Here is a 15,018-nt window from a genome sequence, read left to right as displayed (position 1 = left end):
ATGACCGGGTTCATTGACGTGCATACCCATCTTCATGATCCAAGAATCATTGATAATGCCTCGGATATTGTCTTGCGGGCCCAGGCCGCCGGGGTGGAAAAAATAGCCACCTGCGCCACCATGGAAGAAAATTTTGAGATTACGGCTGAATTGTCACAAAAATTTTCCTGTGTGGTGCCCTGGTTGGGGATTCATCCCTGGTTTCTTGATACCCTGAGCCCGGACTGGGCCCGGAGTCTGGGTCAATGGCTGGAAAAAATTCCCGCCGGGGTTGGGGAGTTTGGGCTTGATTTCATGGACAAAGGCGCTGACCAGGATCGGCAGATTCAGGTGTTTAAAACCCATCTGGCTTTGGCCTGTGATTTGAACCGGCCCGTTAACATCCATATTCGCAAGGGTTGGGACGCAATCGTGAAAATTTTGAAACAGCATGGACCGTTGGCTGCAGGCGGGGTCATCCATTCTTATTCCGGGTCTGCCGACCTTGTTCCGGTGCTTGAAAAATTCAATCTTCATATCTCCTTTTCGGGATCCGTCACCCGGCCCAATGCTAAAAAGGTGGCTCAGGCCCTGAAGGTGGTCAGTCTTGACCGGATTGTCTTTGAGACCGACGCCCCGGATATTGTGCCCCAGTTTGTTCTGGATGCCCATCCCGGGGAAGTGCCTTTAAATGAACCGGCCAATGTGCCGGATATTGTCAGGGTGGCGGCAGAGCGAAGGGGCATGACATTTGGAACCCTGGCCCAACATGGATATGAGAACAGCCTGGATTTATTTGGTCCTGTTTTAAGCCCAAAGGACAATGCCGGATGACCCGGGATGTACGCCTGATCAGTCCCTTTGCCCGACTTGAGCAACTGCTGGGAAAGGCGGCGGTTGAGCGGCTTAGGCGCTCCCGGGTGGCCGTTTTCGGCCTGGGGGCGGTGGGCTCTTTTGTGGTGGAGGCTTTGGCCCGGTCCGGCATCGGCTATTTACGGCTTGTGGATTTTGACCGGGTGGACGCCTCCAATATCAACCGGCAGATTTATGCCTTGCACTCCACCCTGGGGCAGGAAAAAGCGGCCGTGGCCCGGGCCCGGGTTCTGGATATCAATCCTGATTGTGGGGTGGATCTGCACACGTCCTTTGTCAATGCCGACAGCCTGTCCCAATTTTTAAGCCCGGACCTGGACATGGTGGTGGATGCCATTGATGGGCTCAACGCAAAGGTCAGTCTGATCCTGGGGGCAAAACAGATGAGGCTCAATCTCATATCCTCCATGGGCGCTGCAGGCAGAACCGATGTCTCCATGATCCGGACAGGTGATCTGTTTGACACCCAAGTGTGTCCCCTGGCCCGGATGGTGCGAAGACGGTTGCGCCGCCGGGGGCTTTCCAGCGGCGTGCCCTGTGTCTATTCCATTGAGCCTCCATTAAATAAAGAACCCTTTGAAGCTAAAGACATCGTAGACCCCCTGGAGCAGGATCATGTAGAAGGCGGCCATGGCCGCCCAAGGCCGCCCATTGGTTCTGCACCCTGGGTACCGGGATGTTTCGGGTTGACCATTGCAGGACTTGCGGCAAACACCCTTGCCGCCGAATAGTGGATTCCCGCAGGTTTTTACACGCGCATCAAATTTATAGTTGAACTCTGTGGCCGGAGATGCTTAATTTTATTTGAGGCGGTCTTGTGGGCACATAAAAAGAAATTAGGAAATGGGGAAAATTATGACGAACAAATATGAAATCATAATCTACTGGAGCGATGAAGATGGAGTATATATCGCTGATGTTCCGGAACTCCAAGGATGCATGGCGCACGGTAATACATACGAATCTGCGTTAGCAAATATTAAATCTGCGATGGAATTATGGATAGAAACGGCTAAGGAATTCAATGATCCTATTCCTGAGCCCAAAGGTCGTCGATTAGCTTTTGCGTAGCGAGTTACCGAACCATGCCCTGCACTCGGACGGTGGGTTTGGGGTCTGATCTTGAATTATAAGCTTTTTTGATTAAAAAGTAATAATTCAAGACCTGACCCTGTCCTTCTAACATTTGCAACAAGCCCTTTGGGGTATTTCTTCCATAGCGTATTCACAAGCCGGTTCATTTCCGATGAATCAAAGTATTCTTTCAACCAGGTAAACAAGCTGACAAAATTGTCTACATATTGTTTGGAACATGACACTCGATGATCAAGTTTTTGTGACTGGATAAATTTCAACTCTTCAAATATTTAACCAAAGTCAAAATGTTTTGTCCATTTATCGTTTCATAATGAACCTCGTCCATCAGGGCGTGCAGGATATATAGCCCCATCCCTCCTTCGGGAAGGGTTTCGACATTTGAGGGATCGAAGCTGAAGGGCGCAACTTTAGCGGGGTTCATGCGTTCTCCTTTGTTGTAAATCTTGAAGGTCAACCGGTTCGGATAAAGCAGGATATCTATTTCCACTGAATGCCCCGCCTTACAATGATAGGCATGTTTTATATTATTATTTACCGCCTCCACGATACATAGTTCTAATTGGTAGCTTGTTGTACTGTCCATGCACAGGGTGTCGGCGATGCCGCGCACGGCACCCCCTACCAGGGAAACATTCTCAAGCCTGCTGTCAATAATCAGCCGGATCATGTTTGCCGCGTTCAATTTTTTTATGCCTTTCCGGAAAGCGCCTCAAGGGCTTCATTTTCAGATGCATAGATATCAAATACCCGATTCATACGGGTCAGCCGAAAAAGGCTCATGACGCTTTCTTTCACGACGCAGATCACGAGATTGCCGTTATTGCCGATCTTCTTGAACCCCGAAATAATGGCGCCAAGTCCGCTGCTGTCGATAAAGTCCACTTCGGAAAGGTTGAGTACAATCCTCCGATTTCCCGAATCAATCCATTCGTTCATTTTTTGTTTGAATTCAGTTGCTGTTGACGCGTCAATTCTTTTTTCCAGCGGCCTCACGATCAGGACATCCTCTACATTGTTATGTTTCAGCTGCATAATTTCCTTCCTAAAGTCTATTTATATAGAATTTAAATTCATTTTTTTTAAATCCCCGCATTGAAACGTTTTCACTTCATAACGGTTCGCTCGGGGTTTCTTTATTCCAGATTAGGCGGTTATAATCGGAGACGGCCCTGTCGCTGGAAAATTTTCCGGACCGCGCCACATTCAAAATCGCTTTTTTCGTCCAATTGACCGGGTCCAGGTATTCCGCTTCTATTTGATCTTGCACCTGAATATAGGGGAAAAAATCCGGTAAATGGAAATAGGGGTCCTTATTATTCATCATTTGATGGTAAATCCATTGAAAGAGGCCCTGCTCGTCAGGGCAAAACATATTATCGCGAAAGGTGTCCAAAACCCTGCGGATTTCCGGAAAGAGACGATAATACTCCACCGCGTAATAGTTTTTCTTTTTGATCATATCAACGATCTCTTCCGCCTTTAATCCAAAGATAAAAATATTATCTGCGCCCGCTTCCTCGAGCATTTCGATATTGGCACCATCCAATGTTCCCACGGTCAACGCACCGTTAAGCATGAATTTCATATTTCCCGTTCCGGACGCCTCCTGGCCGGCCATGGAAATCTGTTCGCTCAAATCCGCAGCCGGAATGATTTTTTCGGCAAGAGAGACGCTGTAATCCGGCAGAAAAACCACCTTCAAAGCATCCCCGATACGTCTGTCCTGATTGATGACCTGCCCGACATTGTGAATCAGCTTGATTATTTGTTTGGCCACCCAGTATCCGGGCGCCGCTTTGCCGGCAAAGATGAAGGTTTTGGCAACCGTGGGGGTTTTCTCTCCCCTGATGATTTGTAGATATTCATGTATGATATGCATGATTTTCAGGAGCTGGCGTTTGTATTCATGAATGCGTTTGATATGAATGTCGAACAAACTGTCAGGGTTGATGGAAAGCCAGAGGGTATCGGAGATGGTTTTGGCCAGATCCGCTTTGTTTGCCCGTTTGATGTCACGGAATTCGTTCATGAAAGCCGTCTCATCGGCATAGGACTCCAACTGTCGAAGCCGGCTTAGATCGGTGATCCAGGCATCTCCGATGGTGTTGGTGATTAATCCCGCGAGCCGGGGATTGGCTTCCAGAAGCCAGCGTCTCTGGGTGATGCCGTTGGTGACATTGACAAACCGTTCCGGCCAGAGGGCATAAAAGTCTGAAAAATTGTCCTGCTTTAAAATCTCCGTATGAAGGGCGGAAACCCCGTTAACGGAATGGGACCCCACCAGGGCCAGGTGGGCCATCCGAACCAGCTTGCTTTCTCCTTCTTCGATGAGAGACATGCGCCGGAGAATGTCGACGTCGTCGGGATAACGGGTGGCAATTTTTTCAAGAAACCGGCGGTTGATTTCATAAATGATCTGGAGATGACGGGGAATGATGCGTTCGAGAAGGTCTGCGGGCCATTTTTCCAGTGCTTCGGCCAGCACTGTGTGGTTGGTATAGGCCAGCGTCTGTTGGGTAATCTCCCAGGCATGCTCCCATGGCAGTGCATATTCGTCCACGAAAAGCCGCATCAGTTCCGCCACTGCCAGGGAGGGATGGGTGTCGTTCATCTGGATAGCAACCTGGTCAGGGAACCGGTCGAAATTTTCGTTATTTTTCATATACCGCCGAATGATGTCCTTGAGGGTGCAGGCCACGAGAAAATATTCCTGCACCAGGCGCAGTTCCCGTCCTGACATGATCGTGTCCAAGGGATAAAGCATCTTGGTGATGGTTTCGGACGCAACTTTCTGCTCCACCGCCCGGAAGTAATCCCCCTCATTGAAGATCTGGATATCAAAATCGGCAGAGGAACCTGCGCCATAGAGCCTTAACCAGTTCACCGTTTTGCCCCCGTATCCGACCACGGGAATGTCGAAGGGAATCCCCACGATGAAATTCCAGTCAAGCCACATGGGATTGTAATCTCCATCACGGTCCTGAAAGTGTTCAATCCGTCCTTTGATGGGGATAATGCATTTTTCATCGGTCCGCTTGAACTCCCAGGGGTTAAGGTCCGCCAGCCAGTTATCCGGTTTTTCCCGCTGATACCCGTTGTCGATCTCCTGCTTGAAGAGACCGTATTCATAGTGGATTCCGTAGCCGAAACCGGCAATATCCAGCGTTGCCATGGAATCAAGAAAACAGGCCGCCAGACGGCCGAGACCGCCATTTCCAAGACCGGGGTCGTTCTCGTACTCACGCACCGCTTCAATGTCGATGCCGGCCTCTGCCATGAATTCACGGCAGACATCAAACATGCCGAGATTGTGAAGATTATTACCCATCAACCTGCCGATCAAGAATTCCAAAGACAGATAATAAACCCGCTTGGTCTGGGATGTCTGATATCGCTGCTCCGTATGCAGAATTTTTTCCGCCATTCGGTCCCGCAGGGAAAAGGCCGTCGACAAAAAGAGGTCCCGGTAATCCTTTGTCGGCGTTTCCTTGCACAGAGAGCAACGGAGATGGTAGTCGATTGATGTTTTTAGATCGGATTTCGAGATTTTATTAACGGTTGGTTTCATTTTCCCTCTTTATTTTTCTGATTTTTTTCACTCGATCATCAAATTTTCAGATCATCGGCCAGAGCGATGATCCCTTCAAAATCAAATTCTTCCTTCATTCGTGCAATGTTGTTGAGATAGGGGGCAAACGCCTTTGACCGGACGGCCATCTCTTCGCAAATTTCCGTCAGTGCCGATATGTCACCCATTTCGGCAGCCTCCCGCAGGCGAACAGCGACTTCTTGGGCCAGATCCGGGGGCAGTTGTTGCTCTGATTCAAGGGCCGCTTCGGGTTCGGCCTCGCCCATCAATGATGACAGCTGCAGGACGGATCCAAGGGCTTCTGTCATACGACGTTCCAAGGCGGTTAAGGCTGTGGCGAGTATATCCTCCGGCGGGGGATTCTGCGAGGTCGCATGCTTGACCAGCTGATCCAGCTCTGTGGCTGCGGTATGCAGCTGGAATGCCGAGAGATTGCCGGCAACGCCTTTGATTTCATGCGTCAATTTGTGGGCGCTGCTGTAGTCCCCGGCCGCCAGGGCTTGGCGGATTTCGTTGGTCCGCTGGGCGTATTTGTCGCCGAAATTGATCAACAGCTTGCGGTAAAGGGCCTGATTTCCTTGAAGGCGCTTCAGACCGGAAGGAATATCGAATCCATCCAGAATCGCCGGCAACGTCTGCTTATCCGGGGATGCCGGGACGACAGTGCCGCTATTGTCTGGAACGGGCTGCCGTGGTGTCTCCGTTTCTGATACGGCCGCCCCACAGGGTGTGTCGACTGAAATCCATTCCGCCAGGACGGCGTAGAGTTCCTCGGTATTGATGGGTTTGGTGATGTGATCATTCATGCCGGCATGGCGGCTTTTTTCCGGATCTTCGGCCATGGCATGGGCCGTCATGGCGATGATCGGCAAATCCTTGAACTGCGGATCTTGCCGGATGGTTCGGGTTGCGGTATAGCCATCCATCACCGGCATCTGCAGATCCATCAGCACGGCATCAAAATGATTCGTCTGCACTGCGTCAACAGCTTTTTGTCCGTTGGTGGCCAGGGTGACCGTAACCCCTGCCGCGGCAAGGATTTCCATGGCAACCTGCTGGTTGATCTCATTGTCTTCAACCAGCAGCACCCGGGCGCCTTCAAGGCACTTGAGTACATCTGAGACCTGTTTGCATTCATTTTCTTCCGCCGCCGGCGGGGTCTCCATATCTTCATCATCTTTGGCCAGTGCGTTCATGATCGTATCAAACATCACTGAAGCATTGATGGGTTTGATCAGGAAACCATCCAGACCGGCCGCATCGGCCTGCCACATGATCTCTTCCCGGATGTAGGCGCTGACCAGGATAATGATCGGAACCCGGGTCAGCCGCGAATCCTTCTTGATTCGTTTTGAGGCCTCGATGCCGTCGATGCCCGGCAGCTTCCAGTCCATTACCACGATGTCGTAGGGGGTTCCTTCGACGGATTTTTCAATCTCCTCCAGCCCTTCTTCACCGGACGCCACCAAGGTCACATTAAACGAGAAAGATTCCAGCATATTATGAAAAATTTGCCGGGAGGTCGCATTGTCATCCACCACCAGCGCTCTGAGGTTTCTCAACTCCGGCGGGGGAATATGGCAGACCCGTCTGGCTTCCCGCACGGTCTTGAACGCCGCCGTGAAATAAAATGTACTGCCTGACCCGCAGGTGCTTTCCACCCATATTCTGCCGCACATCATTTTTACGAGGCGCTGACAGATGGATAGCCCCAGCCCGGTGCCGCCGTACCGGCGGGTGATAGACGTATCCGCCTGGCTAAAGCTCGTAAAAAGCTGGGCTATTTGTTTTTTATTGAGGCCGATGCCAGTATCCCGCACGGAAAATTGGAGAACGGTAACATGGTTCGCCTGACTGAGTACTTTGGTTGAGACCACTATTTCTCCATGTTCGGTGAATTTGATGGCGTTATTGGCCAGGTTGATCAGGACCTGGCTCAACCGCATGGGATCGCCCATCAGACGGCGGGGAACGTCGGCGCCGGTGTTGAAAAGAACCTCAATCCCCTCTTTTTCCCGAACTTTCGTTGCGATCATGGTGGAAAGATTCTCCAGGACTTCATCCAGGTTGAACTCAATGGACTCCATCTTCATCTTGCCGGCCTCGATTTTTGAAAAATCGAGAATATCGTTGATGACCCCGAGAAGGGAATTGGCGGAAATCTGAATTTTGTTAAGATAGTCTCTCTGCTTCGGGGTCAGGTCCGTCTGGAGGGCCAGATGGGTCATCCCCATAACGGCGTTCATGGGGGTGCGGATTTCGTGGCTCATGTTGGCCAGAAAATCACTTTTGGCCTGGGTGGCCGCCTCTGCTTTATCCCGGGCGATAATGAGTTCCTCTTCCATTTTTTTGCGGTGGGTAATGTCCGCAACCATGGCAAAAGACCCTGTTTTTATGCCGTTTTTATCGTAAAGGGGCGTGGCATGGAGCAGGCAGGTTACTTTTGAACCGTCCGGACGGTTGAAGGCGATTTCATAGACACCTGTTTGGCCGGTAACTCTGCGTTCAAGCTGCTCATTCAAGATCGCCGTATTTTTCTTATCCAGAAATTCAAAGAGTGTCTTTCCGACAAGATCCTCGCGGGATCTATTGAAAATTTTGCACATGGTGTCATTAAGGGATACGAGGCGCGCGTCATTGTCTACCCAGAAGAATCCTTCATTGGTTGTCATCAGAATGCTTTTAAGATGGTATTCGCTCTCCCGCAGGGCATCTTCAAATTTTTTGCGCTCAGAGATGTCCCGGAAGACCACTACGGCGCCAATGATGGTTTTGTCTTTGCGCTGGGGCACGCTTGTGTAGGAGGTGTAAAAAAATGAGCCGTCCTTGCGCCAGAAGACCTCGTCCCTGCGGAAGCTGGTGATCCCCTGGGTGTGGGCCAGATAAATCGGACAGTTTTCCCGAAGGTGCGGCGATCCATCCTCATTGGAATGGTGAAACAGGTCATATATATTTTGACCGATGAGTTCTTCGGCGGTGTATCCAAGCATCTTCTGTGCGGCTTCATTGACATAGATGCATCGACCATCCGTATCGGTACCGAAAATACCCTCTGCCACCGATTGCAGGATAAGATGGTTGTATTCCTCGGATTGCTTGAGCCTTTCAGTGCGATCCTCTACTAGGCTTTCAAGATGCCGCTTATAGCGTATCAACTCCTTTTTGGCCTTTTCAGTATCTTCGACCCGAACTTGGGCGATATGTTCGGCTTTTTTTGCTTTGATCCGCTCAATGCCCAAAAAGACGGCAATGTTCGCAAACCCCGTCAGGAATCTTAGAATGGTGAGCAGCTTATCCTGGGAAATGATCGGAACATAATCAAGGGCACGCATGTAATCGGCCACATCAAAACCGAATTTTCGGGCCTGCTGTTTGAAATAGTTCATATTGGGGGCTTCCGTGAGAAATTGCCCGACAAAAAGATTGGCCACATGCCGGCCCTCAATGATGATGGGTGAGGCGGCGTTGGTCAGGCCGTTTTTGCAGTGGTAAATCGAAAACGGCTTCCCCTTCCCCAGGTTTGCAGCAAGTTCCGTGTCGCTCTCAACACAACGATAACACCTCCGTGCATCAATATGGTGAAAGTTGGTGCAGATCCGCTGCCGGCTGGCGGAAACCAGAACATTTCCCTTCAAGTCAACAATGGCCGAGGAGATTCTCATGATATTACAGAAGTCTTCAAGGACGGGTTTCAGCTGTTCAATATCGATCACTTCCGTCAAGGAAAACCCGTCGCTCCCGACAGCGGCCTGGTCATTCTTGGCATCGACTTGCCCCGTCGTTTTGCTTGCTTTAGTGGTTTCATTTTTTTTCAAAGTATTCTCCTATATTTTTTCGCCGAAGAACAGCAGGCATTGTATAGCGCATACTTATTTATATTAAATTTTTTGAGAAAAAACTCAAAGACACGGCCCTTTAGTCAACAACCAGAACAATCATGGCCTGATCATCATCAGCCGGGCTGTCTCCTGCGAATTGCAAGATATCGTCGACAATTTCTTTAAGAATGACTTCGGGGTCATCGGAGGCGGCGGTTTTAAATTTATGCAGCAGACGATCCGTTCCGTAACGATCCTCGGATGTATTGAATCGGTCGGTGGCTCCATCCGTGTAAAACAGAATGCGGTCCCCGGGATAAAGTGTAATTTCGGAAACCGGCACATCGGTATAAGGCGCCAATCCCATCAGCATTACGTTGTCACAGGGAAGTTCGGTGGCAGTCTTTTCTGAAAATCGATAGAGGATGGGGAATGGATGGCCTGCACAGGCGATCCTGAGGATCCTGCGAGTGGTATCGTAAACCGCGTAAGCGGCCGTTACAAAGCTTTCCCTGTTTACTTTGCATAAATTTTCATTAATGAAGGAGAGTACGCTGGCCGGCTCATTCAGGTCGGTGGAACAGGAACGAAACAGGGCGCAGGTCATCGCCATCATGACCGCGGCAGGGGCACTGTGACCTTCCGCATCTGCGATCAGGACGCCCAGAAGATCCCCGGGCAGCGTCATGAAATCATAGTAGTCACCACCGGCATAACGGCTGGTTTCATAGTGTACTGCCAGTTTTAATCCGGGAACCCGGGGCAGTCGTTCAGGCAGAAGGTTGCGTTGTAGTTGGGAGACAACCTGTAACTCGTGCGCCAGCTCATCCTTTTGTTTTTGCACCTCGCGATTGAGCCGATGGATGGTCAAGTGGGTATTCACGCGGGCAATGACCTCTTCGGGTTGGAAGGGCTTGGCGACATAGTCCACCGCCCCGAGTTGAAGCCCACGCACCTTGTCTCCGGTATCATCAAGGGCGGAAAGAAAGATTACCGGAATTTTCTGGGTGTCCGGATCCGACTTTAACCGTCGACACACCTCAAATCCGTCGATTCCCGGCATCATGATATCCAGCAAAATGAGATTCGGCCGCATTTTTTGGGCAATGGTCAAGGCTGTCTTGCCGTTTTTGGCGACCAGCAGCTTGCAGCCCAGACTTTCCAGCGTGTTCATCAGTACCTGAAGGTTCGCAGGTTGGTCGTCAACCAGGAGGATAGATTCCGTGAGCTTGTTTGTCATTGTTGCTCCCTTGGACAAGTCCCTAAGGCCCATAATCAAAATAAACTCTCCCATATGGTTTGCCTTTTCATCCGTCTTCTTCGTTGTGACAATGAGTACATATTTCAATATGCTCCCATTGCCACGCCTTGAATCCGAATGAAAATTCTAAACCATATTTTGGAAGATTTTATTCCGATCATGGGCCTAACCGCAGGCTCTTCGTTATACAATCATGCGCTCAATGCCACACCGCAACCATTCATTCAACTCTATATAAGAAACGGGAAGAGGTCAATATTTCCGATCGGATATTATTGAATTTTATTAATCTCCTAATTAATTCAAGGCGGAAACAACCGGCTCGAAAAAATTTAAGCTTTTGCGGAGGTAAGAATCTTGTTTGAATTGTATTTCTTGATTTGTTATGAATACCTGATCATGGTACAACACGCTTGAATAAATATACAAGCCTTCCGGTTTATCCGGGGCGACTGATGGTCGCATATGGAAAAGCCGGATTACGGTTTTTCCGACTTCATATTTTTAAGTTTAAAGGACTCAGCATGAATATATTGATCACCGGTGCAGCCGGGTTTATCGGGTCTGCGCTTTCTTTACGACTGTTGAATGACGGTCATCGTGTATGGGGGATTGATAACCTCAATGATTATTATGACGTGAACCTGAAAAAAGACCGACTGGCGCGCCTGTCCGGATATCCGGAGTTCACATTTATTCGCCAGGACATTGCAGACCGGCCCAACATGGCCAGGCTGTTTGAGGAAAACGCCTTTGACTGCGTGGTGAACCTGGCGGCCCAGGCAGGGGTGCGGTACAGCCTTGAAAATCCGGCTTCCTATGTGGATGCCAATCTGGTGGGGTTTGGCAATATTCTTGAAGGCTGCCGCCATGGCGGGGTCAAGCATCTTGTGTTTGCGTCATCAAGTTCGGTGTATGGGCTGAATACCCACATGCCTTTTTCGGTCCGTCATAATGTGGATCATCCGGTCAGCCTGTATGCGGCGTCCAAAAAAGCCAATGAACTCATGGCCCATTCTTACAGTTATCTGTATAATCTGCCGGTAACCGGATTGCGGTTTTTTACGGTATATGGTCCCTGGGGCAGGCCTGATATGGCGCTGTTCCTCTTTACAAAGGCCATTTTGGCCGACGAGTCCATCAAGGTGTTTAACAATGGAGAGATGCAACGGGATTTTACCTATATTGACGATATTGTGGAAGGGGTGGTCCGGGTGATGGACAATGTTCCTGAGCCTGATCCGGCATGGAGTGGGAAAAATCCCGTTCCTTCAAGCTCGTGTGTGCCGTACAGGATCTACAATATTGGTAATAATGACTCGGTGGCGTTGATGGACTTTGTCCACGCCATTGAAGATGCCCTGGGTAAAAAAGCAAAAATTGACTATCAGCCCATGCAGGCCGGCGATGTGCCCGCCACCTGGGCGGATGTGGATGATCTGATTGCCGCCACCGGGTTTAAGCCTGAAACGTCTGTAAAACAGGGAATACGGAATTTTGTGGACTGGTATAAGGAATATTATGCCTGATGAAAGGATGCCCCGCAGTTTTGACTACGGGCTGCTTGTAGGGGCAGGCCCCTGTGCCTGCCCTTTTGGGGATTGAAAACAGAGGGCAACCACAGGGGGTAGGGGAGGGCAACTGAATTAACCGGACAGGCATGGTTATTCCAAAGCCCGGGAGACAATTTCATAAAGATTCCTGGACAGCTCTTTTTGTTCCGCCATGGTTTCAAGTTGCTTTTTCATCATCGCTTGTCTGTTCTCATCATAGCGCTTCCATAAATTAAAACATGAACAAAGCCGTGCAGCTGTCTGGGGGTTGATTTTATCCAGCATCAGAATCCGTTCGGCCGTAAATTCATAACCCTGACCGTCAACCCTGTGAAAATGCATGGGATTGTTCATGGCAAAGGCAAATATGAGTGCCCGGACCTTGTTGGGATTGGCCATGGTAAAATCTTTGTGTGTTGTCAGTTTTTTTACCTGGTCTAAAGTGTCTTCAAGGCTGGACTGGGCCTGGACGGAAAACCATTTGTCGATCACCAGGGTCCGGGCCTGCCATTTGTCATAAAAGGCCGGACATGCTTTATCCCGCACGTCCGCATTCATGTGACTCAGAATTTTGAAGGCGGCAAATTCATCCGTCATATTGCCGGCGTGTTCAAATTGTTTTTGTACGATATCCTGGACATCGTTATTCGCCAGGCTGCCAAGATAGGAAAGACAAAGGTTTTTAAGGCTTCTGTCCGCCATGGCCCCACCTGAAATATCGTCGGAATTTGCGGAGCGGCAGAGTTCATATACGGTTTTAAATTCTGATGTCAGTTTTTGAGCCAGGGTCTGTTTCAAAAAGGTCCTGGCCTGGTGGATGGCCTCAACATCTATGATTTCAAAATGATCTTTGATTTCTGTTTCCTGGGGCAGGGCAAGGGCCCTGGAAAGAAATGCCCTGTCTTTTTGATTCTCTTCCAGGGCCAGGGAAAAGGCATTAACAAGCCCCGCGGATACCGCCATGGGATTGCCGGCCTGGATAGCCGTCACCAGATTTTTTATCTCATTGACAAACAGGGTCTGGGCGGCATGCCACTGGTTAAAGGGATCGGTATCCCGGGCCATGAGAAAGGCAAGGTCCTGATCTGAAAAATCCGTGGTGAGACGCACAGGTGCCGTAAATTCCCTGAATACGGACGGGTAGATATCGGCAGGTACATTTTCAAATTTAAAGGTGTCGGTTTCCTGTGTCAGCTCATACAGCGCGTCTTGTTTGACGGTTTCTCCGGCCCTGTTGATCAAAGCGATCCGGACAGGGATATGAAAGGGTTTTTTTTCGGATTGATTTCTGTCCGGGGATGTGGCCTGGGTAAAGGTTAAAGACATGCTTTTGGTATTTTCATCATATTGACGGGTCATGGATACGGCCGGTGTACCGGACTGGGTATACCACCGGAAAAACTGATCCAGGTTGCGGCCGGATACCTTTGCCATGACACCGACAAAATCCTCAAGGGTTACGGCCATGCCGTCAAATTTTTCAAAATAGAGGTCCATGCCCGTTCTGAACAGCGCCTGCCCTAAAAGCTGATAGATCATGCGGATCACTTCGGCACCTTTTTCGTACACGGTCATGGTGTAAAAGTTATCCATTTTGATGTATGCGTCCGGCCGTACCGGGTGGACCATGGGGCCGCTGTCCTCCGGAAACTGTGCCGCCATCAGTTTTTTTACATCGCTGATGCGCTGTACCGGCCGTGAGTTCATGTCCGATGAAAATTCCTGGTCCCGGAAAACAGTGAGGCCTTCCTTGAGGCTGAGCTGGAACCAGTTTTTCAGGGTGATCCGGTTGCCGGTCCAGTTGTGGAAATATTCGTGGGCAATCACGCCCTGGATGCCCATGAAATCGTCGTCCGTGGCTGTTTGCGGGTCTGCCAGTACATATTTGGCGTTAAATATGTTCAGCCCTTTGTTTTCCATGGCCCCGGCATTAAAATCATTGATGGCCACGATCTGGTACAGGTCCAGATCATATTCCCGGCCAAACCGTTTTTCATCCCATGCCATGGCCTGTTTCAAGGACGTCATGGCATGGCTGCAACGGTCGATATTCTCTTTTTCAGAGTAGATTTTAAGGGCCACATCCCTGCCGGATGCTGTTGTGAACCGGTCCTCCAACACGTCAAGGTCTCCAGCCACCAGGGCAAAAAGATAGCAGGGTTTTTTAAACGGATCTTCCCAGACGGCAAAGTGGCGGTTGTTGTCAAGGTCTCCGGATTTTACAAGGTTGCCGTTGGATAACAGTACAGGATAGCGGGTTTTATCCGCCACAATGGTGCAGGAAAAGGGTGCCATCACATCGGGTCGGTCAGGATAAGGGGTGATATTGCGAAATCCCTGGGCCTCACACTGGGTACATAAAATGCTGCCAGAACGGTATAATCCTTCTAACGCCGTATTTTCATCCGGTTTAAGAATGTTTGTGATTTCAAGCTCGAAAATATCCGGGGTGGCGACAAGGCTGAAGATTTCATCATCGCTTTTGTATTCACCGGGCAAAAGTACCATATCGCCGGCAACCACGGAAATAATGTCAAACGTTCCCTTGTTCAGCACCAAGGGCGTTGTTTCATTTGCCCTGGCCGGATCTTTTTTCATTTTAAGTTTGGAGGTCACCCGGGTGTGGTCATCCCGGATGTCAAAGACCAGGTCAACATGGTCAACGATAAATTCAAAGGGCCGGTAGTCTTTTAAGTGTATTTTTTTGTGTTCATTCATAATACAAGCTAAAATACAACCGGCCCGCAAGCATGTCAATTTATAAGAAACTAGAGACAAGATACAAGAAACAAGAGGGCGAAGCGCCTGCGGCGCCCATTTTAGTCCTTCAGTGTTTCTTGTGGGCTT

General features: G+C 49.7%; 10 protein-coding genes. 4 read left to right on the top strand and 6 right to left on the bottom strand.

The genetic code is table 11. The annotated features are described in order from the left end of the window. The 3 genes from HXW94_RS07695 (at position 1) to HXW94_RS07685 (ending at position 1,923) form a co-directional block, all read left to right on the top strand. Positions 1-813 (top strand): TatD family hydrolase, encoded by an 813-nt coding sequence (locus HXW94_RS07695; RefSeq protein WP_178366314.1) that lies wholly within the window; start codon positions 1-3, stop codon positions 811-813. Beyond that, the gene (locus tag HXW94_RS07690) at positions 810-1,583 is read left to right on the top strand and encodes a tRNA threonylcarbamoyladenosine dehydratase (protein WP_178366313.1); all 774 of its coding nucleotides are present in this window, start codon (positions 810-812) and stop codon (positions 1,581-1,583) included. Before HXW94_RS07695 ends, HXW94_RS07690 begins: the two co-directional genes overlap by 4 nt. A gap of 124 nt (positions 1,584-1,707) precedes the next feature. Continuing rightward, entirely contained in the window at positions 1,708-1,923 is a 216-nt protein-coding gene (locus HXW94_RS07685) for a type II toxin-antitoxin system HicB family antitoxin (protein WP_178366312.1), read from the top strand. 280 nt (positions 1,924-2,203) lie between these two features. Here the strand turns inward: HXW94_RS07685 and HXW94_RS07680 are convergent, their stop codons facing one another. The 5 genes from HXW94_RS07680 to HXW94_RS07660 all read right to left on the bottom strand — a co-directional run bounded on the left by HXW94_RS07680 (position 2,204) and on the right by HXW94_RS07660 (position 10,597). Next, complete coding sequence (locus HXW94_RS07680) at positions 2,204-2,632, bottom strand: ATP-binding protein (RefSeq protein WP_178366311.1); 429 nt, start codon at positions 2,630-2,632, stop codon at positions 2,204-2,206. A gap of 5 nt (positions 2,633-2,637) precedes the next feature. Continuing rightward, positions 2,638-2,982 carry an STAS domain-containing protein gene (locus HXW94_RS07675; RefSeq protein WP_178366310.1) on the bottom strand — a complete coding sequence of 115 codons (345 nt, stop codon included), beginning with the start codon at positions 2,980-2,982 and terminating at the stop codon, positions 2,638-2,640. A 76-nt stretch (positions 2,983-3,058) separates the two neighbouring features. Continuing rightward, a complete protein-coding gene (locus HXW94_RS07670; protein ID WP_178366309.1) occupies positions 3,059-5,518 on the bottom strand; it encodes a glycogen/starch/alpha-glucan phosphorylase in 2,460 nt (819 codons plus the stop codon). A 38-nt stretch (positions 5,519-5,556) separates the two neighbouring features. Then, positions 5,557-9,354: a response regulator gene (locus HXW94_RS07665; protein WP_178366308.1), complete on the bottom strand. Its 3,798-nt coding sequence runs from the start codon at positions 9,352-9,354 to the stop codon at positions 5,557-5,559. 100 nt (positions 9,355-9,454) lie between these two features. Next, positions 9,455-10,597: a SpoIIE family protein phosphatase gene (locus HXW94_RS07660; protein ID WP_246293791.1), complete on the bottom strand. Its 1,143-nt coding sequence runs from the start codon at positions 10,595-10,597 to the stop codon at positions 9,455-9,457. Positions 10,598-11,142: 545 nt separating this feature from the next. On the opposite strand from HXW94_RS07660, the gene HXW94_RS07655 reads away from it, so the two are divergent. After that, positions 11,143-12,147, top strand: a complete 1,005-nt coding sequence (locus HXW94_RS07655; protein ID WP_178366307.1) for an NAD-dependent epimerase — start codon at positions 11,143-11,145, stop codon at positions 12,145-12,147. Between the two features lie 135 nt (positions 12,148-12,282). Here HXW94_RS07655 and pepN read toward each other — a convergent pair whose 3' ends face one another. Then, entirely contained in the window at positions 12,283-14,889 is a 2,607-nt protein-coding gene (pepN, locus tag HXW94_RS07650) for an aminopeptidase N (RefSeq protein ID WP_178366306.1), read from the bottom strand. Positions 14,890-15,018 lie beyond the last annotated feature (129 nt).

Origin of the sequence: Desulfobacter latus, assembly GCF_013389365.1 — a bacterium.
GTDB lineage: Bacteria > Desulfobacterota > Desulfobacteria > Desulfobacterales > Desulfobacteraceae > Desulfobacter > Desulfobacter latus.
The sequence above is the reverse complement of the archived record's forward strand: the minus strand, read 5'-3'. Positions and strand labels throughout refer to the sequence as shown.

Coding starts and splice junctions, on each gene's coding strand:
- HXW94_RS07660 (WP_246293791.1), bottom strand. CDS start 10,597: ATGACAAACAAGCTCACGGAATCTATCCTCCTGGTTGACGACCAACCT.
- HXW94_RS07690 (WP_178366313.1), top strand. CDS start 810: ATGACCCGGGATGTACGCCTGATCAGTCCCTTTGCCCGACTTGAGCAA.
- HXW94_RS07685 (WP_178366312.1), top strand. CDS start 1,708: ATGACGAACAAATATGAAATCATAATCTACTGGAGCGATGAAGATGGA.
- HXW94_RS07695 (WP_178366314.1), top strand. CDS start 1: ATGACCGGGTTCATTGACGTGCATACCCATCTTCATGATCCAAGAATC.
- HXW94_RS07670 (WP_178366309.1), bottom strand. CDS start 5,518: ATGAAACCAACCGTTAATAAAATCTCGAAATCCGATCTAAAAACATCA.
- pepN (WP_178366306.1), bottom strand. CDS start 14,889: ATGAATGAACACAAAAAAATACACTTAAAAGACTACCGGCCCTTTGAA.
- HXW94_RS07675 (WP_178366310.1), bottom strand. CDS start 2,982: ATGCAGCTGAAACATAACAATGTAGAGGATGTCCTGATCGTGAGGCCG.
- HXW94_RS07655 (WP_178366307.1), top strand. CDS start 11,143: ATGAATATATTGATCACCGGTGCAGCCGGGTTTATCGGGTCTGCGCTT.